This window comes from Vibrio sp. B1Z05 (assembly GCF_052955985.1).
In genome coordinates, this window is the sequence record NZ_CP130463.1 from 1,264,862 (window position 1) to 1,287,914 (window position 23,053).

Annotated in this window: 22 protein-coding genes; 12 read left to right on the forward strand and 10 right to left on the reverse strand. The window is 42.1% G+C overall.

Annotation, left to right across the window (positions count from 1 at the left end; translation table 11 throughout):
- The first annotated feature begins 23 nt into the window (after positions 1-23).
- Together QV280_RS05900 and QV280_RS05905 are read left to right on the forward strand one after the other, a co-directional pair.
- A complete protein-coding gene (locus tag QV280_RS05900) occupies positions 24-1,037 on the forward strand; it encodes a DUF2955 domain-containing protein (protein WP_023404186.1) in 1,014 nt (337 codons plus the stop codon).
- Positions 1,000-1,467, forward strand: coding sequence for a MarR family winged helix-turn-helix transcriptional regulator (locus tag QV280_RS05905; RefSeq protein ID WP_023404185.1), 468 nt, complete (start codon positions 1,000-1,002; stop codon positions 1,465-1,467). The genes QV280_RS05900 and QV280_RS05905 overlap by 38 nt, the downstream gene beginning before the upstream one ends.
- A 155-nt stretch (positions 1,468-1,622) precedes the next feature.
- Here QV280_RS05905 and QV280_RS05910 read toward each other — a convergent pair whose 3' ends face one another.
- The gene (locus QV280_RS05910) at positions 1,623-2,231 is read right to left on the reverse strand and encodes a TetR/AcrR family transcriptional regulator (protein ID WP_152821039.1); all 609 of its coding nucleotides are present in this window, start codon (positions 2,229-2,231) and stop codon (positions 1,623-1,625) included.
- Between the two features lie 116 nt (positions 2,232-2,347).
- Here QV280_RS05910 and QV280_RS05915 point away from each other — a divergent pair, with 116 nt between their 5' ends.
- The 7 genes from QV280_RS05915 to QV280_RS05945 all read left to right on the forward strand — a co-directional run bounded on the left by QV280_RS05915 (position 2,348) and on the right by QV280_RS05945 (position 7,357).
- Positions 2,348-3,511, forward strand: coding sequence for an MBL fold metallo-hydrolase (locus tag QV280_RS05915; RefSeq protein WP_152821036.1), 1,164 nt, complete (start codon positions 2,348-2,350; stop codon positions 3,509-3,511).
- Between the two features lie 81 nt (positions 3,512-3,592).
- Positions 3,593-4,243 carry a DNA-methyltransferase gene (locus tag QV280_RS05920; protein ID WP_152821034.1) on the forward strand — a complete coding sequence of 217 codons (651 nt, stop codon included), beginning with the start codon at positions 3,593-3,595 and terminating at the stop codon, positions 4,241-4,243.
- Between the two features lie 159 nt (positions 4,244-4,402).
- A complete protein-coding gene (locus QV280_RS05925; protein ID WP_152821032.1) occupies positions 4,403-4,834 on the forward strand; it encodes a DUF2000 domain-containing protein in 432 nt (143 codons plus the stop codon).
- A gap of 152 nt (positions 4,835-4,986) precedes the next feature.
- Complete coding sequence (locus QV280_RS05930) at positions 4,987-5,448, forward strand: N-acetyltransferase (protein WP_023404180.1); 462 nt, start codon at positions 4,987-4,989, stop codon at positions 5,446-5,448.
- A gap of 100 nt (positions 5,449-5,548) precedes the next feature.
- On the forward strand, positions 5,549-6,013 hold the full coding sequence (locus QV280_RS05935) for an ASCH domain-containing protein (protein WP_152821030.1): 465 nt from the start codon (positions 5,549-5,551) through the stop codon (positions 6,011-6,013).
- Between the two features lie 61 nt (positions 6,014-6,074).
- Positions 6,075-6,686 carry a class I SAM-dependent DNA methyltransferase gene (locus QV280_RS05940; RefSeq protein ID WP_152821028.1) on the forward strand — a complete coding sequence of 204 codons (612 nt, stop codon included), beginning with the start codon at positions 6,075-6,077 and terminating at the stop codon, positions 6,684-6,686.
- A 65-nt stretch (positions 6,687-6,751) separates the two neighbouring features.
- Positions 6,752-7,357, forward strand: a complete 606-nt coding sequence (locus QV280_RS05945) for a glutathione S-transferase family protein (RefSeq protein WP_152821026.1) — start codon at positions 6,752-6,754, stop codon at positions 7,355-7,357.
- 35 nt (positions 7,358-7,392) lie between these two features.
- On the opposite strand, the gene pulA is transcribed toward QV280_RS05945, so the two are convergent.
- Positions 7,393-10,614 (reverse strand): pullulanase-type alpha-1,6-glucosidase, encoded by a 3,222-nt coding sequence (gene pulA / locus QV280_RS05950; protein WP_152821024.1) that lies wholly within the window; start codon positions 10,612-10,614, stop codon positions 7,393-7,395.
- A gap of 415 nt (positions 10,615-11,029) precedes the next feature.
- Here pulA and ihfA point away from each other — a divergent pair, with 415 nt between their 5' ends.
- Positions 11,030-11,332, forward strand: a complete 303-nt coding sequence (gene ihfA, locus QV280_RS05955; RefSeq protein ID WP_021713209.1) for an integration host factor subunit alpha — start codon at positions 11,030-11,032, stop codon at positions 11,330-11,332.
- 99 nt (positions 11,333-11,431) lie between these two features.
- Here ihfA and purT read toward each other — a convergent pair whose 3' ends face one another.
- The 6 genes from purT to QV280_RS05985 all read right to left on the reverse strand — a co-directional run bounded on the left by purT (position 11,432) and on the right by QV280_RS05985 (position 17,143).
- Positions 11,432-12,607, reverse strand: a complete 1,176-nt coding sequence (purT, locus tag QV280_RS05960) for a formate-dependent phosphoribosylglycinamide formyltransferase (RefSeq protein WP_152821023.1) — start codon at positions 12,605-12,607, stop codon at positions 11,432-11,434.
- A 149-nt stretch (positions 12,608-12,756) separates the two neighbouring features.
- Positions 12,757-13,650, reverse strand: a complete 894-nt coding sequence (gene cdd, locus QV280_RS05965) for a cytidine deaminase (protein WP_152821021.1) — start codon at positions 13,648-13,650, stop codon at positions 12,757-12,759.
- 227 nt (positions 13,651-13,877) lie between these two features.
- The gene (locus QV280_RS05970) at positions 13,878-14,555 is read right to left on the reverse strand and encodes a CidB/LrgB family autolysis modulator (RefSeq protein ID WP_023404174.1); all 678 of its coding nucleotides are present in this window, start codon (positions 14,553-14,555) and stop codon (positions 13,878-13,880) included.
- Between the two features lies 1 nt (position 14,556).
- Positions 14,557-14,919, reverse strand: coding sequence for a CidA/LrgA family protein (locus QV280_RS05975; protein ID WP_023404173.1), 363 nt, complete (start codon positions 14,917-14,919; stop codon positions 14,557-14,559).
- A 3-nt stretch (positions 14,920-14,922) separates the two neighbouring features.
- On the reverse strand, positions 14,923-16,338 hold the full coding sequence (sbcB, locus tag QV280_RS05980) for an exodeoxyribonuclease I (RefSeq protein ID WP_023404172.1): 1,416 nt from the start codon (positions 16,336-16,338) through the stop codon (positions 14,923-14,925).
- Between the two features lie 142 nt (positions 16,339-16,480).
- Positions 16,481-17,143, reverse strand: coding sequence for a hypothetical protein (locus tag QV280_RS05985; RefSeq protein WP_152821019.1), 663 nt, complete (start codon positions 17,141-17,143; stop codon positions 16,481-16,483).
- Between the two features lie 96 nt (positions 17,144-17,239).
- On the opposite strand from QV280_RS05985, the gene QV280_RS05990 reads away from it, so the two are divergent.
- Entirely contained in the window at positions 17,240-18,307 is a 1,068-nt protein-coding gene (locus QV280_RS05990; RefSeq protein ID WP_152821017.1) for a succinylglutamate desuccinylase, read from the forward strand.
- Here QV280_RS05990 and QV280_RS05995 read toward each other — a convergent pair.
- Positions 18,304-19,485: an alpha/beta hydrolase gene (locus QV280_RS05995; protein ID WP_367869581.1), complete on the reverse strand. Its 1,182-nt coding sequence runs from the start codon at positions 19,483-19,485 to the stop codon at positions 18,304-18,306. The genes QV280_RS05990 and QV280_RS05995 overlap by 4 nt on opposite strands.
- 516 nt (positions 19,486-20,001) lie before the next feature.
- Here QV280_RS05995 and glgC point away from each other — a divergent pair.
- Positions 20,002-21,261 carry a glucose-1-phosphate adenylyltransferase gene (gene glgC, locus QV280_RS06000; protein WP_152821015.1) on the forward strand — a complete coding sequence of 420 codons (1,260 nt, stop codon included), beginning with the start codon at positions 20,002-20,004 and terminating at the stop codon, positions 21,259-21,261.
- 32 nt (positions 21,262-21,293) lie between these two features.
- Here the strand turns inward: glgC and QV280_RS06005 are convergent, their stop codons facing one another.
- Positions 21,294-22,619, reverse strand: coding sequence for an MATE family efflux transporter (locus QV280_RS06005; RefSeq protein ID WP_023404167.1), 1,326 nt, complete (start codon positions 22,617-22,619; stop codon positions 21,294-21,296).
- Positions 22,620-23,053 lie beyond the last annotated feature (434 nt).

A 23,053-nucleotide genomic window follows, 5' to 3' on the forward strand; every position in this document is an offset into this window, starting at 1 on the left:
GAATGTAAGAACGGGGGGCAGAAATGAGTAATATTATACGTGGTGATATTAAGTGGTCTGAAGTGATATGGATGGTTTCCATTGTGTCACTAGGAATGCTTTCGCAATTGTGGCTACAACTGGATATAGCGGCTTATCTGGCGTTATATCCAGTCATGGCGGCAACCAAACTTAACGATTATTCTATGCAAGGGATATTAAAAGCATTCTTGCCCATCTTACTCGTAGCATGCGTTGCATTATTGGTGGATCAACTGTTTGGCTCACATCCATTTGTGGTTTGGGGAATCAGTTTGTGGGTGTTTGATTGTGCAAGACGCTGGGCTGATACTCCCGCTAAATTGGGGCAAATTTATATACCGCTATTGAACTGGTTTTTAGTGATTGTGTTTGCTCAGCACGCACCGATACCTATGACACACTGGGTGCGTGATATTGCCGTTAGCATGGTGACCACCATAGTGGTGGTGCGTTTTGTCATGCTCTTTATGTCACCGCCAAAAGCCAGTTCACCACCGCCTATGCAGGCTAAAAAAGTGACCTATCAGCAGCGTCTTATCTACGTCGTTATGTTGGGGTTAGGTTTAGCATTTTTAATGATGGTTAATTTAATTGCTGCCACATTTTGTATGATGCCGGTGATCATTGCCGCAGCCCAAAGCGAAAAAGCCATTTATCAAATGATCGTAAAAACCTGTTTGCATGCCCACGTTGGTGGATGTGCTTTGGCGATGGTATTTGTGGCGCTATTAGCTGGGGAGCACGTTCATAACCTTGTCTATATCATAGGTTTGACACTGCTCGTACTGTTGATTGCAGTATGGATTAGCGGCAGTAGAGCAGGGGTTAAAGCGTTACATACTGAAGCTATGCTGGGAACTATGTTACCCTTACAACTTTATGTATCAGCGACGGATTTAGGTTTGCAAGACACCTATTTTCGAGGTGAATTAATGCTGATGGTGTTGGCATTGTTAGTCGTCAGCCAAGGAATTATATATGGAAAATCAAACAGCCTTGTCAATCACGGGCATTGATAAATTAGATTCAAACCCATTGTTTTTAATGGGGTTTGCTTATAAACAGTTTCGTTCAAAAATTGCGGTTGAGCTCTCTAGTGCATCGCATATCTCGTTAGAAATGTATGGGGCGCTTAAAGTATTGAGCACCAATGGCATGCTCACACAACAAGAGTTATCTGATTTGTTGTTACGCCATCGCTCGGTGACAAAGCGTTTAGTGGATAATGCGATAAAGCTTGAGTTAGTCGTAGCCAGCAAAAGTGAAACAAACAAAAAAGTGAAGCTATTGGCTTTGACGCCACTTGGGCAACAAACGGTCGTTGAATGTGCGCCAATTGTGGATAGCGTTTCGGCGCAGTTTCAACAAAGTCTCACCGCGCAAGAATCTAAGCAGTTGACAGACTTACTGGCAAAGTTAGTGAAAACGGACGAATTTGTGGATTAATCGTCCGTTTTTAAAGCGCTCGTTTTTAAAGTGCTCAAAGCTGGATAAGCATCAATGATGTATTGTATGGGGTAGAGTTCGGTCGGTAGTGATTTTACAGTGAGAGTTCGACATATTCTCTGCCTTTTCTAGCACAATGGCACTAGATAAACCGATTATTTTATCTGGTAGGTCGCCACAAACTGCTGCACGGCACAGTTAATCACAATGCGCTGCGTAGCTACATCTGGTGGTGGGGTATGTGCCATTAATTGTGGCCAAAAAATGATTGATTTTAAACTGGCAATAAACTGCTCTGAAGCAATGGCTGGGTGCTCTACCTTCAATTGCTTAGCGTTAATGCCTTGCTCAATCCATTGTGTCATTCCATAGGCGCTTTCAAGAGATTCAAGCTTCTCCATCAATACATTCGCCAGTGCTTTTGAACCCATACATTCGCGCATAACCATGCGAGTTAGGGCGATAAAGGGGGCTGAGCAAAGCAGTTCGACTTCTTTTTCTGCAATGCAGGTTAGCTGCTCGCTGAGTGATTTATTTTGCTCAAAGGCAATATCACTGAGCACTGTAATACTTGATAATAGTCGCTCAATGATGACAGAAAATAAGCTTTCTTTGGTTGGGTAATATTTGTAAAGGGTACGTTTTGATACGGCTGCTTTTTTTGCAATCGCTTCCATACTTGCTTGATCTAACCCTTTTTCAGAAAAAATTTCGATAGCGGCACAGATAATATTTTCTTGTTTAATTTCAGCAAGTTTAGCCATAACAACAGCTCCTTTTAGAGAGAGCGAAAGCAGAAAAGTAAACGATGATGTTTACTTTTCTGCTTTCAAGGGTATGCTTAAAGTATACACCACTGTTTACTTTTGAGGCTAGCTTAATGAATTCAAAATTAATTTCATCATTGAATACTATTTTTAAAAGCATTCGATTGACGCTAGATGATAAGCGAGCACGACGCATACAAAGCGAACAAATACGTCAAACCCGCATCGAACACTCGCCGCAATTTATGAATGGCCGAGTAAAATCGAACATACCTTCAGTGGAAACAGACGATAGTTTCTTCGGTTTATTGTGGAAGTTTTTCAGCACCCGCAGTCAATATAAACCTAAACATGCTTTGCCATACCAAGTCGTAGACACCAATAAATTGCAAAGCCGAAGCCAAGCATTACGCGTGACATGGTTAGGGCATTCATCGCTGTTTATTGAAGTGGACAAGCAGCGGATCTTAATCGATCCCGTGTTTGAATACGCAGCCCCACGTTTTTCATCTCGGCTTTTTAAGCGCAATGTTGCAGCGCCTGTCAGCAAAGAAGCATTGCCACTGCCGGATGTGATTTTGATTTCTCATAATCACTATGATCATTTGGAAGAGTCAACGGCCAGATATTACGCAAGCAAAAACGTAATGTTTTATGTGCCACTTGGAGTGGGACGTTATCTAGAAAAGTGGGGGATTAATCCTGACAGTATTCAAGAATTTGATTGGTGGGAAGATCAGGTATTAAATGGCGTACAGATAACGGCCACACCTGCAAATCATAACTCGGCAAGAGGCTTATTTGATGGCAATAAAACGTTATGGGCGTCTTGGGTTATTAAAGCAGAGTCAGGCAGTGTATTTTACAGTGGTGATACCGCTTATGGTGCGCACTTCAAAGCCATTGGCGACAAGTTAGGCCCATTTGACCTAACATTTATGGAAGTTGCCGCAAACGTAAAAGGTGGCAAACGCTTTCCAGTAGAGGCATGGGGGCACATGCAAGCCTCACATACCATGCAGGCCCATTTAGATGTGCAAGGCGATAAACTTTTCCCTGTGCATTGGTCTACTTATGAGTTATTTATGCACCAATGGGACGAGCCTGTGAATGATCTTATCGGTGAAGCGCAAAAGACCAGTATTGAATTAGTGACTCCTTTTATTGGTCAATCTGTTGATTTTTCACAACCTATTTCCACCCACTACTGGTGGCAAGAAAGCAGTAAAGCCCAAAATGAGATAGATGATTCATTATGTTTGATAAAAGCGCGTTGATAAAAAAGAGCCTTTATTGTTAGACCTGATCAAAAGTGAGGATTATGCTAGCGTATTCGCTTTAGCTTTTAGGACGGTTTCATGTCTCAAATTTATCAAATGGATGCCGTAGAGTGGTTGAAGACTTTGCCAGATGCCAGCGTCGATCTTTTTATCACAGATCCACCTTATGAGTCTTTGGAAAAATATCGAAAAATTGGCACTACAACACGACTGAAAGAAAGCAAATCGTCCAGTAATCAGTGGTTTGGTATTTTTCCGAATACGCGTTTTGAAGAGTTGTTTACGCAAATCTATCGCGTCTTAAAGAAAAACTCGCATTTCTATCTGTTCTGCGACCAAGAAACCATGTTCATCGTTAAACCCATCGCAGAACAATTAGGCTTTAAATTTTGGAAGCCAATTGTGTGGGATAAATGCGCCATTGGCATGGGTTATCACTATCGCGCACGCTATGAATTCATTCTATTTTTCGAAAAAGGCAAACGAAAACTCAACGATTTAAGCATCCCTGATGTGTTACAACACAAACGCGTGTGGCGAGGCTATCCAACTGAAAAACCGGTCGAACTACTAGAAGTTCTGATCAAACAAAGCTCATCAGAAAACGAAGTCGTCGCGGATGCCTTTTTCGGCTCCGGCGCAACCCTAATCGCAGCCAACAACCTCTCAAGACAATACCTAGGTTGCGACATCTCCGACTCCGCCCACCACCACTTCAACCACCGATAGTTGCGGGGTCAGGTCTTGAAATTTGCAGCGTTTCAAAACTTATTGCCATATATGCTGCGAAAATTAAGTTAAATGTATATCTATCAAATAGTTAGAAATATTCTATTTAAGAAGTAAACTGCCTAGAAAGGTAGTCAGAACAAAGGTAAAAGGAACACAATGTCAGAATTTGCAGAAGAAAATAGCCGTAGATTTATCGCAGTACTAAATAAAAAAATGGACCTAGGACGAACGTTAAATGTGTTAGGTCACATCAGTGTCGGATTATCAAATAGTCTGAATGCCAGTGAAACGGCTTATGTTGATTACCATGATAAAGACGGCAATATTCACCCTAACTTATCGCATTTCCCATTTATTGTACTTAAAGCTGATAACTCTAATAAAATCAGAAAGGTAAGAGAAGAAGCGCTTGCCAGAGGAATTAAGTTTGTCGATTTCACAAGCACAATGATTGATGGTGGCTCAGAGATTCAGCAACAAGTCACAAACGACACAGCAGAAGCTGATTTAGAGTACTTAGGTATTTCATTGTTTGGCAACACTGAAGAGCTTCGTGAGTTCACCAAAAAATTTAGCCTGTATCGATAGATAACGCGGGGTCAGGTCTTGAAATTTGCATAGACTGATAGCAATGCGATGTTTCTTCAATTTTAAAGAGAATTAATTATGCAAATTTCAAGACCTGACCCCATATATATTAAGTGGCATAATAGAGTTTCTCTTGTATTTAAGGAATTGTAATGAGCGAGCAAAACACAGCCGAATTAACATTTAGTGCGTTTCAAAAAGCGTTAAACACGAACCGCATTGATGTTGCAAAAGGTGAATTGAATTCAGATATGTTAGTTTATTTGGATCAACCTGAAGGGGAAACTCGTTACACCTACGCATTAATGGCCTCGGGCACTCGCGTAAAAGCGCTTTGTGTTGCTACGGTAAAAGAATCTGCAGTAGATAATCTTAGTTTAGAAGTGGAAGTGGCTACTTTTCACAAGTTTCGTCAACAAGGCCATGCGACTGCGGTACTTGAAAAAGCATTAGCTGAGTTGAAAAATGGCTTATCACGTAACAGCATTGACTCGTTTTCTATTACCTTAAATGTTGATAGCGATAATGTTGCCGGTCATGCATTCTGCAAAAAGTTTGCGGATGAGGTTAAAGATACTGATACAGGTAAATCTTACTTTAAGAAAGTGAGCTAAATCAGTTGTCTTTACGTTCATATAAACTCATACAAAGTAGTGATGTGGTGAACGTGCAAATTTCAAGACCTGACCCCCTTTATATCTAGGACAATGTTTCATGGATGAACAATCTCAGCAGTATCTAAATCAATATCTGAGTTCATTGTCGGAGTTGGAGCGTGAGAAATATAGCTCATTCAGCTCTGATTATTTTTGCGGCGATGAAGAGAATGCCAATGTATGTGCAGAACTGATTCGTACTGGCGTAAAAACGGCAACATGCAGTTTGGCTGCTTGGTATGACTCTGATGAAGAGCCAATGCCAAGTGTAGGACACCTGCAAGTTGTGCTTAATTGGCAACAGCACCCCGTTTGTATTGTTGAAATAGACTCAGTGGAAACATGCCGATATAACGAAGTGACTGCTGAGTTTGCCTTTGCCGAAGGAGAAGGAGATCGCTCGTTAGCTTCTTGGCGAGAAACCCATTGGCAGTTCTTTTCTGATGAATGTGCAGAGCTCAATATTACGCCTAAGGATGATATGTTATTGGTCTTAGGGCGTTTCCATGTAGTGTATGAGTAGCATCATCACAAATAGTCCCATATAAACAACTTCCACATCTACGCCAGTAAGGATACGGCTAATGAAACCTTCGCTAATAGAAAAAGCTTACGATCAAATTACGCACTTATGGGAAAGCGAGACATTTGATCGCTCAAATGGCATCGAACAGCATAAAAAAGCTATCTCATTTACGCGCAATAAAGGAAAAGCATTAGATATTGGCTGTGGATGTACAGGACGTTTTATAGAGTTGCTTTTAGAGGAAGGCTTTACGCCTTCGGGTATCGATATATCGTCTAAAATGCTAAAAGTTGCTGGGAAAAGACATCCAAACGTTGAGTTTACGCATGCTGATATCTGTGAGATTGAATTAAAAGACAAGTACGATTTCATCACTGCATGGGACAGCATTTGGCACATACCTCTTGCCGAGCAACGCAATGTCATAAGCAAGATCGTGGCAAGTTTAAATGAAGGTGCTGTGTTCATCTTTTCCTTTGGCGGTTTAACCGAAGAAGGCCACCATACAAATAGTGTAATGGGACCTGAAGTCTATTATTCATCCCTTGGTACTAACGGTTTTTTGAACTTATTCCTAGAATTAGGATGCGTTATTCGCCACCTCGAATTTGACCAATATCCCGAACTTCACACCTACCTTATCGTAGAAAAGTGCGGGGTCAGGTCTTGAAATTTGCATGCAAATTTCAAGACCTGACCCCGCAATAAAACCGTCCCTCTATAAAGGAATAGATAATGAAAGTATATGGAGATCTGCAATCTGGGAATTGCTTGAAAGTTAAGATGTTATTGTCGTTTTTGCAGATTAAACATGAGTGGATCCATGTTGATATCTTAAATGGTGAGTCAAAAACAGATTCTTTCTTGGCGAAATTTCCGCATGGAAAAATCCCGGCGGTGGAATTGGATGACGGGCGTTATTTATGTGAATCTAACGCCATTTTAGGCTTCTTTGCCGAAGGTACCTCTCTTTTACCCCTTGATAGCTTTCAGAAAGCTAAAGTCTATGAATGGCTGTTCTTTGAGCAGTACAGCCATGAACCGTATATTGCGGTTGCGCGTTTTATTCAAAAGTATCTAGGCATGCCAGAGGAAAGAAGGGATGAATATTTTTCTCTTCAAGCAGGGGGAAATAAAGCTCTGCAGTTAATGGACAATCAATTGAGTCAGACGACATACCTTGTTGGCAATGAAATAACGATAGCCGATATTGCTTTGTATGCCTACAGTCATATTGCTGACGAAGGTGGATTTGATCTCAATCGATATCCTGCGGTGCAGCGTTGGTGTCGCCAAATTCAATCGATGCCTAGATATGTTGGAATGGGGGTCAGGTCTTGAAATTTGCATGCAAATTTCAAGACCTGACCCCGCAATTAACGTTGTTCGAATATGGCGGCTGTCCAGGCTGGGATTATGGCGATGTTGTCTATAAGTTCGGTGCCTTGGGATAGTGAGAAGGGGCCTAGTTGCTGGTGGTAGCGGTGTAATTTGAATTGACTCATGTCCAGTTGGTTTATGGTTTGTAGATCGTTGCGGGCGTTGATTACGATAAGCAGTCTTTGACGCTCAGAGTCGATATTTTCAAATGGGGCTCGGTTATCGATGCTCATTATGATAAGTCCAGGGATCTGCTTTGAACCGGTATTGTGGAATTTAACTCGTTGAATGATTTCTCTGCCGTCACCTAAGGTAAAGAGTGGGCTACTGGCTCTAATTTCCATCATTTCCTTGAAGTAGCGTTCCATTTTAATCATATCGCGAGTCGAAAGTTCCACTTTGCCTTGGGTGTTTTCGTAGATGCTTTCAATCGTTTGCCAATTGCTTTTATCTTTGTCGGCGCTCGGTAATCCAATATTCCAGTTGTTAGACTGCTTTGTAAAATCGACTTTGTTATACCAATCCCCTGAATTGTACGAATCTCTTTGCATTGATTTTGAGCGCAGTAATTCACTGCCCATATGATGAAAAACCACATTTTGCCCGTACATGACAGTAGCTAAACTCACTGTGTGCATGCGGATGCGAGTATTAAGATCTGCATCAAAAGGTGCTTTATATTGCAGGTTATCCCATAGGGTTTGATTGTCGTGTTTTTCAACGTAATTGATGGTTTCCCACGCATCTTTGGCATAACCGGCAGGTTGGTTGTTGTAATTTAACTCAGCGCCGGTAATTGAACGATTTTGACTATCTTGCATCGGATAATCACGTAAATTACCTGCCATACCAAGGCGCACGAGATCGGCAAGATGCTTAGCTTGGGTTTCACTTACCGCATTTTGCTCATTGGGATAGACAAAAGCGCCATTACCAAACCCTTGCGATGCTCTTAACTGTGTTGATTGATCAAAGGGTGAACCGCCACGCACTGCATCACGCATGCGATCGGAAAATGATCCTATACCCGTGCCGTATAAATTGAGTTGTGACGCTTGCTTGAACATTTTATCGTTGGCGACTTCGCCAAAATCCCAGCCCTCACCATAAAAATAGACATCTGGATTGATGGCTTTGGCAGCATCTAATGAGGCTAATATCTGCGATCTTGGATGATGTCCCATAAGATCCCAGCGAAATGCGTCGATTTTATAATCTTTTGTCCAAACCAAGATGGAATCTGTGATCAGTTTTTCCATCATGGCTCGCTCTGGAGCGGTGTTGGCGCAGCAGGTGCTCTGTTCAACTTCTCCAGTGGTAGGGTGCAGTCTGTGATAGTAGTTAGGGACAATTTTATCCAACACTGATTTGTCAGCAAGGCCTGCGGCGTGAGTATGGTTATACACCACGTCCATTACGACGTTCATTTTTATATCAGACTTAATTGCCGCAACCATAGTGCGAAACTCTAAAATACGTTGCATGCCATTGGCACTGGTGGCATACGATCCTTCAGGTGTTGAATAATGAAAGGGATCATAGCCCCAATTGTAGCTGTCGTTGTTAGCGATGATACCGGTTAACTCTTGTACTAGTGGCGTTGTTGAACTGTCTTTGTTTTTGAGCTGTTGCAGTACTTGTATTCCTGTTAGGGAGCTTTCGCAGTATAAAGAAAAATCGGCATGACGCAGCAGCTGTGGATTGGTCTGACAAAGGGTTTTAAACGGCTGATTGATATCGGCAATTTCAGTGATTTCTTCATTGATAGTGGCAATATCAAACACGGGTAATAAATGTAAGTGACTCGCTCCACGCCGTGACAGTGACTTTAAATGTTTTACAGGTAATGAATTATTGTCAGTAAAAGCAAGGTATTTGCCTCTATGTGCTTCGATTGTGGAGAGATCAAGGGCAGAGAAGTCTCGTACATGAGTTTCATAAATTATAAAAGATGCGGGATTTTTCTGCGCTATAGGCGCGCGCAATTCATCCCAACCAGCAGGCTTTAACCTGGGGTGATTAAGATCGACCACTTGGCTATGCTGAGAATTGGTAGAAAGACTTAACGAATAAGGGTCAGTAACTGACACGGTTTCTATTTTTGCTGAACTAGGATGAAACAGAGTCACTTGATAATGATAAAAATCTCCGTGCCCAAGGTTGGCGTATTCAACAAACCAACTACCTGATGCATAATCACGACGCATGAGAATCGGTGTATCAGCCTGCATCTGTTGGTTAAACGGGATGAGTTTAACTTGTTGTGCAGTAGGCGCCCAAACACGAAATGCAGTGGTGTTTGTCTCACTATTAAATACGGCGCCAAATTGAAGATCTTTTGTTTGTTCAGCATACAAGGCATCTAATAATGATGCAGTTTGCACTCTGGTTACGGATTGTAATTTAGATAAGTTATTCGCATCTTTATCGCCCTGATTATAACTGGCCACCCAGATCTGACCACGAATCAAATGATCAATTGAGTGTTCAGACTCCTTATGTTGTATCTGGTAAGCTTTAAACTGCGTTGCAAGGTGAGGATATTGCTGTTTCCATGAATCCTCGTTAGTTTCAACAAGCGCGAGAGTGATAGAAGCTCCCTCAATTAGATCCTCTTGTTCGTTAACACTCATTCCTCCTTTTGGCGCAATGACCAGTTGAGCTTGGTCAGTTTCAATAGGAAGCAATATCAACGAAGGTGTAATCCAATGTGCTTTGGCACCCTGTAGAGCAATAGAGGATTTAGGCAGAGTTTTTGACGGAGTATAAAAAACACGATTAGTATCTTTGAACACGTAGCCTACCTTAGCGCCTGCTGAAGGCGATTTTGCGAATATCAGCTTTAAGTGGGATGTTTGATAAGTAGGATCAAAACTGTGCGGCGTAAAATTAACGCAACTTGCGTCGGCTTCGATAGGGATATCCCAATACAGCCCATAATCAGGATCACGGCCGGCAGGTTCTAGCCCATAATTCCATTCTGTGTCGTCACTTTGATAGCCAGAACATGCTTCGGTGTTCCAAACATGTAATGTGTATTCGGTGCTCGTTTGACCTTCATTGAAATATATTCGTGCAATATTGGGGTTACTTAATGTCGCGCTAGTCAGTGTATTTTGTTCACTAGAACCACTGGAGCAGGCGAGGGTAGAGAGTGCAATTATGCTACTAAAACAGAGCTTAAAATAACCTTTAAAAGGTGAAAATAATGCGGTCATGAAATTCCTTTTCCAACAACTTTTATCGCCAATTTGTGTAATGAAACCATTAAAATCATTACCTCAGCTTATCTGTCTTTACCAATATTCCTTATTAACATAGTAGAACAACCGACTGAAATTACTGAAAATATGACACTTTTTTGTAATCTTTACTTATAATTAAGTAGCCTTTAATTATAAAATTTAACGTAAATGTAGTTGAATTTTCTAAGTGTCTAATTCTTATAAATTTTATTTAGAAAAAAGTTGGCGAAAGTGAAAACCTTGTCATACACTTTCGAACGAGTCATCAATATGTAGTTGATTGTAGAGACAAATTTTAGGAGCTAACGTAAGGTTTCATTGAGTTTGAAATCGTGGAGGGATTAACTCCTGCGTAGCTATTGATTCATCTAGCTTTGAGGGAAGTTTTATGGCGCTTACCAAGGCCGATTTGGCTGAAAACCTGTTTGAAAATCTTGGGTATAGTAAACGGGATGCCAAGGAAACCGTGGAAGTGTTTTTTGAAGAAATTCGGAAATCACTCGAAAGTGGCGAACAGGTAAAACTATCTGGATTCGGTAACTTTGATCTACGGGAAAAGAAAGAACGTCCTGGACGAAACCCAAAAACAGGGGAAGATATACCTATTTCCGCACGTCGCGTGGTCACATTTAGACCCGGTCAGAAGCTGAAAGCTCGCGTTGAAGAGCTGAAAAAAGACGACGTAAAATAATACGTTGCTCATTAACAGTTTAAATATTTAGCGGTTTAACAAAAAAGAGGTCTTAAGACCTCTTTTTTAGTATCTAGTGTCAGCTAAAACTACTAAGCGTTAGTAGTTAATTTTGATTTTCTTAGCGGCGCTCGTTGCCGAGTGGACGGCTAACGTAGTGTCTTTGGCGCGAGTTAAAATCACTCCTAAGCGGCGGCGACCATCGATATCAGGCTTACCAAATAGGCGAATTTGCGTATCAGGATTAGCAACGGCTTCGTCGATGCCAGTGTAAGAAAGATTAGTTGAAGTGCCTTGACCAAGAATCACAGCGGAAGCTGCCGGCCCGGTTTGTCTGATCTTATTGATTGGGCTGCCGGTAAATGCACGCACGTGCAGGGCAAACTCAGACATATCTTGAGAGATCATAGTCACCATACCGGTATCATGCGGGCGAGGTGAGACTTCATTAAAGATCACTTTATCGCCTTTAATAAACAGCTCTACGCCGAAGATGCCGTAGCCACCTAGTGCATTGACGATTTGCTCTGCAACGTACTCAGCGGCTTTGATAGCCACTTCTGACATCTGTTGTGGCTGCCAAGACTCACGGTAATCGCCATCTTCTTGACGGTGGCCAATTGGCGCACAGAAGTGAACACCATCGACAGCACGTACTGTCAGTAGGGTGATCTCATAATCAAAATCAATGAAGCCTTCAACAATCACGCGGCCTTCACCACTGCGACCGCCAGCTTGAGAGTAGTCCCATGCTGTCTGTACATCGTCAGTAGTGCGTATAACGCTCTGTCCCTTGCCTGATGAGCTCATTACAGGCTTAACCACGCACGGTAGGCCAACTTCTTCTACAGCTTGCGAGAACTCCTCAAAGGTATCAGCAAAACGATACTCAGAGGTGGTTAGGTGCAATTCTTCACCCGCAAGGCGACGGATGCCTTCACGGTTCATTGTCAGTTGGGTCGCGCGAGCGTTAGGTACGACGGTGGTGCCTTTCTTTTCAAGCTCAACTAGAGTATCAGTCGCAATCGCTTCGATTTCAGGAACAATATAAGTCGGCTGCTCTTGCTCGACTATCTTAGCCAGAGCATCGCCATCTAGCATATCAAGTACGTAGCTGCGGTGAGCAACTTGCATGGCTGGGGCATTGTCGTATTTATCACAAGCGATAACTTCAATACCTAAACGTTGGCATTCAATGGCCACTTCTTTACCTAGCTCACCAGAGCCGAGTAATAAAACTTTAGTTGCACTTGGTGCTGTTGCCGTACCCAACATAGTCGTTCCTTTAAGATTATGATTTTTTTAGCTGATAATACTCATTTTTTTATTGAGCGCAATCGTTTGCCTGTCGATATTTGGTAAATTTTGATGAGAACACCATAACTGACGCTATGGTGTTTTTATGCGAAGAAATTTTGTGCAAATTATACGTCTAACGCAATGTAAGTAAGCGCAATATCGGGATTTATCGCTTCCAAGGTATTTTGCGTATCGGCAAGGTGCGACATAGCGGCATCATTAATTTCAGCAAGCGCAACCTGTTTAATGTGCGAAAAATCGATACCTCGCATTTGCAGTTGTACTAATGCCACCTGCAGTGGTGGGAGGCTTGGATTAAATGCTGCGTTTTCCGCGTAACTGCCGTGCACAGTCGTGCCATCAAGCGTCTCAATAGCCACACCGCTGTAGTTTTTAGTATAAGGCGCATGACTTTTGTTCAGTGCGGTAATTGCTTCAACAAGAAGTGGGTCGTCGTTCGCGCTTGAAAAGCCATGATTAATTGGCGACATGAGTCCAGACTCAACCCCCAAATCTTTAGGCCCAAACGATTCTGGCAAATATTCTTGCAAGCTCTTAGCATCGGCGGCAGGCAGTTGCACTGTAAGGTGCTGAGCGCTTGTTAGCTCGTTCATAAACTGTCTACAGTGTCCACAAGGGCTAAAATTGATAGTGATATCAACAATTTCTTGTTCACCTTTCATCCATGCATGGCTAATGGCTGATTGTTCAGCATGCACTGTTTGCCCTAGCTGTACATTACTAAACTCAAGATTAGCGCCAAAATACAAGCTGTTAGAGGATCCTTTCACAATCGCGCCGACGTTGAATTTTGATATAGGCGCAATCGAAAAGGCGGCAGCAAAAGGTAACAGTGTCACTTTTAATGCTTGTTCGTCTAAAGAGGTGCACTGTTGCAATTGCTGGACTTGTTGCGGACTGAGTACACCATCGAAAGAAGCTGAATCAAAAATGCCTTTGAACGTGTCAACATGCGCAGAAGGAAGGTTATCGTAGAGTTGGTTAAAACGTGGATTCATTGCTCGTTCCTAATAGTGATAGGGCGAATATAGTGTATCGAGTGTAGATGACAGCATTCAGTAATCTATATTGCGAGTGTATGAATGCTTGCTTTGTTTTGTAAGGATAATGGATTTGGCTAAATAAAAGTGAAACCGTTACCAAGGTAAACGGTTTCGTTCACATAGATTGTGTTTTTAAAAGCGATTTGATCTTGCCCGTTGTAATAGGCTGCGTTTCAACCTAATCAGGAAATAAGATGCAACATTAACGCCATGACAAAGGGGGCCAGCAAAGAGGTGATAACGCCACAAAGCACCAAGGCCAATGAGCTAAACGCTGCATCTTTTTGATTATTATCAAACGCAGTCGCTGTGCCTAACGCGTGGCTACAAGTGCCCATGCTCAACCCTTTTGCGATAGGGTGTTTAATACTTAGCATTTTAAAAATTGGATAGCCAAATAATGACCCGGTAAGTCCTGCTAACAGTACCAAAATTGCGGCTACAGCGGGTTCGCCGCCAAGCTCAGTTGACACCTGCATTGCGATAGCGGTGGTGACTGATTTACCCATCATGCTAGCCAACAGTTGCGAGTCTGCACCTAGCATGGCTGCTAGTGTACCTGCGGTTAGCATCGAGCCTAAACTGCCAATGACACAAGTGGTTAGAATTAACTTCCATTTGGCGCGAATTTCATTGAGCTGTTCGTAAAGTGGATAGGCTAGTGCAACAACGGCAGGTTGTAGCAGGTGTTGGATGATTTGGTTGCCTTCATAGTACTGTTGGTAAGGTACTTTAAAGATCAGTAAGAATGGGATAAGAATCGCCATACTGATCAATAGAGGATTTGCCAAAGGGTTATTGGCTTTTTTGGCAATAAATTTTGCAATGAAGTAAACGATAATGCTCAGTAGTAACCACATATTATCGGTCCTCATTTAGCAGTTTATCGAGTGTTAACGACAAAATGCACAGAACAAAAAGAGTCCCTAATACTGTACTAACTACGATAGCTAACGCATTGTCGATAAGGATCTGATAATGAATCATTAAGCCGGTACTGATTGGAATAAACAATAAAATCATGTATTTAATCAGTAATGAGGCGCTAGGTTGAACCCAGTGAGGCTTGACAATGCCACTGACCAAGCCAATAAACAGAATCAATAAGCCAATGACGCTTCCCGGAACTGAAAGAGCAAAAAACTCTTGTAACCAATTACCTAACGCAAGAGAGGCAGCAATTAATGCTGCACTAAGAAAATAGAAAAAAGCTTTGTTTATCATAAATCAGGAAACCAACTTTTGAACATAGTGATAGACGGCTTTTAAAATTTTCATTTTTTGTTCGTCGTCTTGGTATTGAGAACCTAGGTTTTCTAAGTTTAACATGTAATTAGGTAATTCGTTTTCAAACATATCTCGACATTGGCGAAGCCATTGTTTTTGTTCTTGATCGGTTAAAGTATGAAAGAAATTACGCGCACGATAATTAAACAGCAAGGGCATGATCCGCGGATCAGAAACTTGAATATCTAATGCTCCTAACACTTCCGGCTCAGCTTCTCGGATAATTCGCATTTGCGCTTTATCTGCCGGTGAGAAAAAGCCATCGTAAAGCTGCTCATCCACTTTGTTATTTGCGGCATACTCACGGTTTTGAGAGAAAACGGCATCCAACTTTTCGCGTATTTCAGGATGTTGTAACAAGCGATGTTGGGTTTGGATGCATTGTTCTCTATTGAGTTGGGTACGCTGCTCTGCTTCGGCGGTTAATACTCCAAGCGGCGCCAAAATAGGGCACTTATTAAGATGTACTAATTTGACGGGAATAGGCAATTCACCTTCAGCTAACTCGCTACGTCTGGTGTACAAACGTTGTTTGATTTGATCGGCGGAAAGTTCAATCAAAGGCGAGATATCTTGGGTAAGATCAATGGCAATTAAGGCTTTAGTTGGAGTCCAACCAATAGGAGCGATTAAGGTTGCTTTTAAGTGCTCATTGCTTAACATGCCAGAGACATGCACCAAAGGGTTCATGGTGACAATATCCACCAACGCATTGAGCTTTTGCTTGCCTCTGTGTTTAAAAAAGAAATCAAACAGCTTAGGTTGAAACTGTTTTACTTTTTTGGCCAACTCAATCGTAGCATACACATCGGCCATCGCATCGTGAGCATTGCTGTGTTCAATACCATTTGCCACCGACAGGTGCTCTAAGCGGAAACTGGTATTGCCGTCATCGTTTTCTGGCCAATTGATACCTTCAGGACGCAGCGCATGACAAGCGCGCATAACATCTAATAAATCCCAACGAGAGTTGCCATTTTTGTAGCTCCACTCATAAGGTTCAATAAAGTTGCGATAACAGGTATATCGAGTCACTTCATCATCGAAACGAACGCTATTGTAGCCAAGGGTGCAAGTGTTTGGGCGGCTCATTTCATTATGAATAGCGGTGATAAACTCAGGTTCGGATAAGCCTTCTTGCATCGCCTTTTGCGGGGTAATTCCGGTCACTAACGCCGCTTCAGGGTTGGGCAGATAATCCGCTGGTGGTCGGCAATAGATCACTAAAGGCTCACCAATTACATTGAGATCCGCGTCGGTGCGCACCCCTGCAAATTGACATGGTCTGTCTTTGGCTGGGTTCACGCCCCAAGTCTCATAGTCGAAAAAGAAAAAGGTGGATTGCTCCGTGTGCATAAAAATATCCAAAGATCAGAGTGTTGTCGGTTATTAGACCATTGCGTTAAGCGTATAGCAAACCAGTAACGCCATCTAGGTGCGGAAAGTAATGTAAGCGCTTATATTAAAGGCAACCGCGCCTGCATTGAGCGCGACTGTCTTAAAAGTTAGTCAGTTGTCGGTAGTGGGCGATGGTTGTATTAGATGTATGCGACTCTTGGCAAAGTGATTGAATTAAATATTTGGCAACATCGTCGGCTTGCACAGGCCGCAGATTTTGCAATGGGCCTAACATTATTGGGCTCACCACCTTGAGTAGCTTTTGCACCATTATCTCATCGCGCCTAGGGGTTGAACGCGCGCCAACAAGTGGCCCCGGGCGGGCAAAAATTAGCTGTTCAAACCCAAGTTGCGAGACACCTCGTTCCATTTCGCCTTTGCATTTTAGGTAGTGGGATAGGGAATTAGGATTTGCGCCAAAACTTGAGACCACCGCCAGTTTGCGCACGCCAAGTGCTTGCATCTGCTTAGCAAATTTAAGCACCAAATCATGGTCAACACGGTATAAGGCTTGCGCACTGCCGGCTTGTTTCTTGGTAGTGCCCAAACAGATGATGCCTAGCTCGGCGATAGGTTCTTCTAGGGTAAAAAACACTTCATTGGATAGGGCAATAAACCGACTATGTTGAGCGGCAATAGGGCTTCGTGTTGGAAGGTACAAGGTATCGATAAGTTCAAGGTGCAGGGCGAGATAATCGATGACGGCCTGCCCAATTAAACCTGTCCCTCCCGCTAAGATAATGTTTGGCTTTGTGATTGTCATAAAGAATGCCTATTAATCTTCTGTTATCAGAAGCAAGTTTGGGTATGATGTTATATCAATGTTACGTAAACATAAACAGCTAAGGAAGGGCAGTCTATGGCAAAAACATTATTTGAATCTTCATTTTTACAAGAGACTCTGCAACCTAATCCCAATTCACCTCGAGCCGTTACTTTAGGTAATGGCGTTAAAATGGAATTGTTGCAAACAGGGATATTGCAGATAACTCCGGCGCTATCTAGACAAAATGAGCGTGTTAAGCAAAATGAGGGTCAAAATAGCAAACATATCGTCATTTCTAGTGCGATACACGGCAATGAAACTGCGCCTATAGAAATGGTTGATACGTTGGCAAGCTTGATAGAAGAGCAACAATTAATGCCCGTACATCATTTACTGCTGATTATCGCGCATCCCCAATCGATTGTTGCCGAGCAGCGCTTCATTGATACCAATCTTAATCGCTTGTTTGGCGAGCAGAGCTATCCTGAATCTTTAGAGCTAGCCATTGCTGATGATTTAAAAGCTTGTGTAAGCCGATTTTGGCTAGGGACGTCAATGCAAGCACGTTGGCATCTAGACATGCATTGCTCTATTCGAGCTTCCAAACACTATACTTTTTCTATTATCCCGCAATCACCTTATGCTACCCGCAGTAAAGAGTTTATCGAGTTCATGCAACGTGGACGCATTGAGGCACTCTTACTTTCTGATGAGCCGTCTAGCACCTTTAGTTGGTATAGTGCTAGCAAGTTTGGCGCGCAAGCGGCTACCGTTGAGCTTGGGCAGGTCGCAAAATTTGGCTGTAACGATAAACAGAAGTTGCGTGAGTTCAATCAAGCGTTAATCAACCTCATTCAATGCGAGCCATCTGAACTCATTAGAGCGGAAGATTCGGCAATGATTTTCTATGAGGTGAATTGTTCTATCTATCGTCAACATCAAGAGTTTGAATTGTATTTTGATAAAGCGCTTGCCAACTTTTCAAGCTTTGCGATAAATGAAGTGCTAGGCAAAGATGGAAATCAGCTGTTAAGCATGCCTATTGAGCAAGGTCGAATCGTGTTCCCCAATGCCAATGTAGAGTTAAAACAAAGGGCAGCACTGATTGTTAAACCTTGTGCTACCCATTATGTTGACGAGCAACTCACTATTATTAATTAGTCGTTAGTCGACGAGCTACGCTGCAAAAATTCACTCATTTTGTGCATGCTTTGTGCAAAATAAGGGTTCCAGCTGGTGCGAGCCCTTACCATCGACTCATCACCATCCCCATAAGCGGCGAACCATACTTGGTCACTGGCAACTTTAGTGCAGTCTTTTGGTGAATCGACCGGTTGCTGGTGGAAACAAAAGCGTACTTTCCCATCTCGTTTATAGATCGGATTGTTGGGAGAGAAACCCAATGATACGTGCGAAGCGCTTAGAATTTTTTGCTGAGGCAAATGCATCGAAAATGAGGTAATACGCGGGTCGTCAAACTGAGTCTCACCAAACCAAAGTACTTCACTGTTTAAATTGGTAAATTGCTGACTGAACGTATTCACTGCAAATTGAGAATCGATGGTTTCATCTGCTTCACTGAGCATCATAAAGGTTGGTTTGGCATAGGGTTGGCGTTCTAAGTCCTCCCTAACCAGTTTAGATGTGCCGTAGTAGGTGGCAGCGCCTTTCATATGTAAGGAGTTGTAGCGAGTGTAATTGTCTTCTTTTACCTTACTTTCCCAGTTGACAAATTTACTGGCTAAAGGTGAAAGGAAAGTAAGGGCGTTTCTTGGCTTGAATGCAGGAGAAAACAGCAATAGACCTTTTATTTGCGGTTGCTGATAGGCAAGGGCTGTCACTAAGTTGGCTCCGGTAGAAAACCCGCCTAACCAAACTCCATTTACTTTTTTACTCAACAATTGATATTGGTGGGAAACGGCTTGTTGCCAATCTTCTAACTCAGGTAAAGATAAATCTGCAGGCTTACTTCCGTGACCGGGTAACAAAATAACGCGTACCAGAAAACCGTCAGCGGCCAAAACTGGAGCAATGTCATGGTAGAAATAAGGTGAGTCACCTAAACCATGCACCAGCAATACCCCTTGTCCGTTTGGATGCTCGGGCACAAGTTCAAATGGCATTACCGTGTTTAATTCAGTGTCTTTGTCATTGGTTACATACACTCGATGCTGCTCTAACCATTGATGAGTTTGGCGTAAATAGTCTTGGTAGTTAGATTGCATGTACGGCGCTAGGGAGTCTGAAGCCATATATTCAGGACTTTCCGGTTGATTATCACAACCGGATAAAATGAGCAAACAGACGCCGAGAGTGGTGATTTTTTTTGTAAAACGCACTAATAAGACCTTTATTATTAACTTAACAATATATTATAAACTGTATGAATGTATTGCATTCGAAGAGTCGAAATATGAGATTTAAATGAAGTTTAATTTCATCATAATGTAACTTAAATATCGGAGAAACAAAGTATTAGTGTAATAACTAAATTCTAATGTTCAATATTATTCAGTTACATTTTACTGTATTGACTTAATGCCATAAAGCTATAAACATGGCAGAAGAATTATCAGTTTTAGTGATAAAGAAAATGTAAATTATTGTAGTTATAGGTAACTGTTATGTGATAGGTTTCACTAAATGAGATTAAAATTAACGCATGTTGTGATCTGTGTCGCGTATATGCAGTAGCTAAGTTTGATTTCTCAAAAAGTGTGAAATCACGCATACATATTTTAACTGTTTAATTTACTATTATCTAACGACGTAAAATTAGAGCTTCTAAAAGCCGAGTGTCGATCTTAATTTATTATTACTTAATTATATTAGTTCAATGTTAGAGGCCCCCATAAATGACGGAACATAATAACAATTACTCGCATTTGTCGAGTAACAAGCTAGTACGAAATACAGTAGCATTAGTGCTAGCAGGCGGGAAAGGTACTCGCCTCAAGGGATTGACAAAAGAAATTGCTAAACCAGCGGTTTCTTTTGGTGGAAAATACCAAATTATCGATTTTACACTTTCAAACTGTATAAACTCTGGTATTCGCCGTGTTGGCGTTTTAACTCAGTTTATGGCACATGATTTGATTGATCACGTGCAAAAAGGTTGGGGCTTTATGACCAACTCTACACTGGATGAAGGTGTTGCCATTATTCCTGCACAGCAACGTACTGGTGAAACTTGGTATCGTGGTACTGCTGATGCGGTTTATCAAAACTTGGATTTAATTCGCAGACGTAAGTGCGAACAAGTCTTAATCCTTGGTGGCGATCATATCTACAAAATGGATTACTCTCGCATGCTTAACTTCCATGCGGAAAGTGGTGCAGATGTGACGGTTGCGTGTATCAAAAAACCTATCGAGCAAGCGTCGTCTTTTGGTGTAATGTCACTGGATGAAAACGGACGTATCGTTAAGTTTGATGAGAAGCCAGAAAACCCAACGCCACACCCGAAAGATCCAAGCAAAGCATTGGTTTCTATGGGCATTTACATTTTTAATGCGGATATTCTAGATAAAGAATTAAACGACGCATTACTAGACCCTACGTATAACCACGATTTCGGTCACAACATTATTCCTAACCTTTTAGAGCGCGCAAAAGTTAATGGTTACGTGTTCACAGAGAGTCACCCAGGCCACAATGGTTACTGGCGTGATGTAGGTGACTTGGATGAGTACTATGCGGCAAACATGGACCTTGTGGCTCCAGAACCAGAATTGGATCTGTACGACCATTCTTGGCCTGTGATTACGCAGCAGCAGCAACGTCCGGGCGCAAAATTCATCTTCAATGATGAAGGTCGTAAAGGTTTTGCAGTAGATTCAGTACTGTCTGCCGGTACGGTGATTTCTGGCGCTGAAATCAATCATTCATTAGTGGCATTTAACTGTCGCATTGAAGAAGGCTCAGTCATCAAAGATTGTGTGATTTTGCCTGAAGTGGTTATTGGTAAAAACTGTCGCTTAACTAAAGTGATTGTTGGCGACCACGCTATCATTCCTGATGGCACTGTTATTGGTGAGAACCCAGAAGAAGATGCTAAATTGTATGAAGTGACTAAAGGTGGCGTCATCTTGGTGACAGAAGCCAACTTTAAATAACTTCTTCAACATAAAAAATCGATAGATGGAGCCTAATGGCTCCATTTTTTTTGCAACAAAAGTATCGTTTTGCGGTAGTGATACCATGAAAATAAGCCGGCGAAAGAGTTACCGATGGCGGCGCCGATAAAGAGTCCAAACAGTCCTCCTAGATAAGCGCCTAAGTATAAGCAAGGTAAGAAGAACACAAACAAACGACAACACGAGATAAGTAGCGCTTTCATTGGTTGACCTAATGCGTTTGATACTGAAACCAACAAGATGCAAATACCTAGAGGTGCCAAGCTCAATGGAATAATGGTCAAATGCATATTTAAAATTGAACCAACACTTTGCTCTCCCGACATTAGTGCTGACAGTTGACCTGAAATAAGTAAAGTCAGTAAGGCAATGACAATTTGTGAGCAAAGAATATACCCACTCGCAATCTTAACCAGTGCGGTGATTTTAACGCTATTTTTCTCGCCTAAATAGCGACCAATCATTGGTGGCATTGACATAGTAAGGGCGAGTACAGAAACGATAGCAAAGAACTCGTAGCGACTTCCTAGAGCCCAAGCTGCCACCGCAGCCGTGCCATATGAGGCAAGTAATTTAGTGGATAGCATAGCCGCTAAAGGAGGCATAAGTTGACTGGTCATCGCAGGCATCATGATCGCCAGAAGTGACATTACGCTTTGTTTTATATGCAACCCATTCCAATTGAAAGTGTAGTAACCCTTATTACGGGTGTGATAGATCACATAAACAATGCCAATACTAAAGGACAAAATGGTGGCAATTGCCGCACCGTGAATGCCCATATCAAAGTAGAAAATAAACAGTGGATCAAGAGCCACATTGAGCAAGCTGGTTACGACCATCATGATACCAGGCAATAGGGTATTCCCATTGGCTCGGCAAACACTGTATAAGAAGTACAACACTGCACCGACCCACGCACTAGCAAGCCAGACAATCCAATAAGTATCGATGATCGGCATGATTTGTTGGGTTGCGCCTAATAAACTAAGTAAAGGCGTGCGAACTAGGTATAACAGTAAGCAAATGATAGCGCAGCCTATACTGCCAACCGTTAAAATTAATCCACCAAGCTGTTTGGCTTTGTCAGTTTCAGCTGCGCCTAAGGTTTGGGCGATGACAGCGGTAGTTGCAATCCCCAATCCTACTTGTACGCCAATAATTAATTGACCGATAGGTAAGGTAAAACCTTGGGCTGCCAAGGGCAGTACACCTAATTGTGCAATAAATGCAGAATCTATGAGTTGAAAGCTCATTAAAGAGAGTACGCCAAAGATCATTGGCCATGTCATTCTAAAAAGCTCGATGCCTAAGGCTCGGCGAGTGTGTGATTTCATTGATATCCGATTGGTTTATTAAGGGATAAGCACATACCATCGGCGCTAAACCGTGGCAATTCCTAAATATAAAATGCTCGATAACGCTGTTATAAATATTGATTATAAAATAACAAGTTACCGAAAAGTCATGCATTGTTCTCGAACATCTTGCAGAGACTGTGTTTGAACATATACTGTGTTCGCTATAAGCGTAGACGTTGCCTATTTACACAACAAGTTGCTTCGATTTTTTCTAGGGGCGCAATACTACGCTGTTTTTAGGGTTAGCGGAAAGTGAAAGTGAGTTTGTTACTTGTAAATAGTCTTATTTTATAGTGACGCTGTCACGAGCAAAGCAAAGGGAGATCAGTATTCGCTAAGTAGGATAAAGTGTGAGCAGGTACTAAAAAGCCTCAATTTCTGTGTAGAAAAAGAGGCTTAAATAGAAGCTT

What these genes read in the sequence shown, in the direction of transcription:
- QV280_RS05930 (WP_023404180.1), top strand. Translation starts at nt 4,987, where the DNA reads ATGAGCGAGCAAAACACAGCCGAATTAACATTTAGTGCGTTTCAAAAA.
- QV280_RS05920 (WP_152821034.1), top strand. Translation starts at nt 3,593, where the DNA reads ATGTCTCAAATTTATCAAATGGATGCCGTAGAGTGGTTGAAGACTTTG.
- ihfA (WP_021713209.1), top strand. Translation starts at nt 11,030, where the DNA reads ATGGCGCTTACCAAGGCCGATTTGGCTGAAAACCTGTTTGAAAATCTT.
- QV280_RS06005 (WP_023404167.1), bottom strand. Translation starts at nt 22,619, where the DNA reads ATGAAATCACACACTCGCCGAGCCTTAGGCATCGAGCTTTTTAGAATG.
- QV280_RS05975 (WP_023404173.1), bottom strand. Translation starts at nt 14,919, where the DNA reads ATGATAAACAAAGCTTTTTTCTATTTTCTTAGTGCAGCATTAATTGCT.
- QV280_RS05970 (WP_023404174.1), bottom strand. Translation starts at nt 14,555, where the DNA reads ATGTGGTTACTACTGAGCATTATCGTTTACTTCATTGCAAAATTTATT.
- QV280_RS05985 (WP_152821019.1), bottom strand. Translation starts at nt 17,143, where the DNA reads ATGACAATCACAAAGCCAAACATTATCTTAGCGGGAGGGACAGGTTTA.
- cdd (WP_152821021.1), bottom strand. Translation starts at nt 13,650, where the DNA reads ATGAATCCACGTTTTAACCAACTCTACGATAACCTTCCTTCTGCGCAT.
- QV280_RS05940 (WP_152821028.1), top strand. Translation starts at nt 6,075, where the DNA reads ATGAAACCTTCGCTAATAGAAAAAGCTTACGATCAAATTACGCACTTA.
- sbcB (WP_023404172.1), bottom strand. Translation starts at nt 16,338, where the DNA reads ATGCACACGGAGCAATCCACCTTTTTCTTTTTCGACTATGAGACTTGG.
- QV280_RS05905 (WP_023404185.1), top strand. Translation starts at nt 1,000, where the DNA reads ATGGAAAATCAAACAGCCTTGTCAATCACGGGCATTGATAAATTAGAT.
- QV280_RS05945 (WP_152821026.1), top strand. Translation starts at nt 6,752, where the DNA reads ATGAAAGTATATGGAGATCTGCAATCTGGGAATTGCTTGAAAGTTAAG.
- QV280_RS05900 (WP_023404186.1), top strand. Translation starts at nt 24, where the DNA reads ATGAGTAATATTATACGTGGTGATATTAAGTGGTCTGAAGTGATATGG.
- QV280_RS05990 (WP_152821017.1), top strand. Translation starts at nt 17,240, where the DNA reads ATGGCAAAAACATTATTTGAATCTTCATTTTTACAAGAGACTCTGCAA.
- QV280_RS05910 (WP_152821039.1), bottom strand. Translation starts at nt 2,231, where the DNA reads ATGGCTAAACTTGCTGAAATTAAACAAGAAAATATTATCTGTGCCGCT.
- QV280_RS05935 (WP_152821030.1), top strand. Translation starts at nt 5,549, where the DNA reads ATGGATGAACAATCTCAGCAGTATCTAAATCAATATCTGAGTTCATTG.
- glgC (WP_152821015.1), top strand. Translation starts at nt 20,002, where the DNA reads ATGACGGAACATAATAACAATTACTCGCATTTGTCGAGTAACAAGCTA.
- QV280_RS05915 (WP_152821036.1), top strand. Translation starts at nt 2,348, where the DNA reads ATGAATTCAAAATTAATTTCATCATTGAATACTATTTTTAAAAGCATT.
- QV280_RS05925 (WP_152821032.1), top strand. Translation starts at nt 4,403, where the DNA reads ATGTCAGAATTTGCAGAAGAAAATAGCCGTAGATTTATCGCAGTACTA.
- purT (WP_152821023.1), bottom strand. Translation starts at nt 12,607, where the DNA reads ATGTTGGGTACGGCAACAGCACCAAGTGCAACTAAAGTTTTATTACTC.
- pulA (WP_152821024.1), bottom strand. Translation starts at nt 10,614, where the DNA reads ATGACCGCATTATTTTCACCTTTTAAAGGTTATTTTAAGCTCTGTTTT.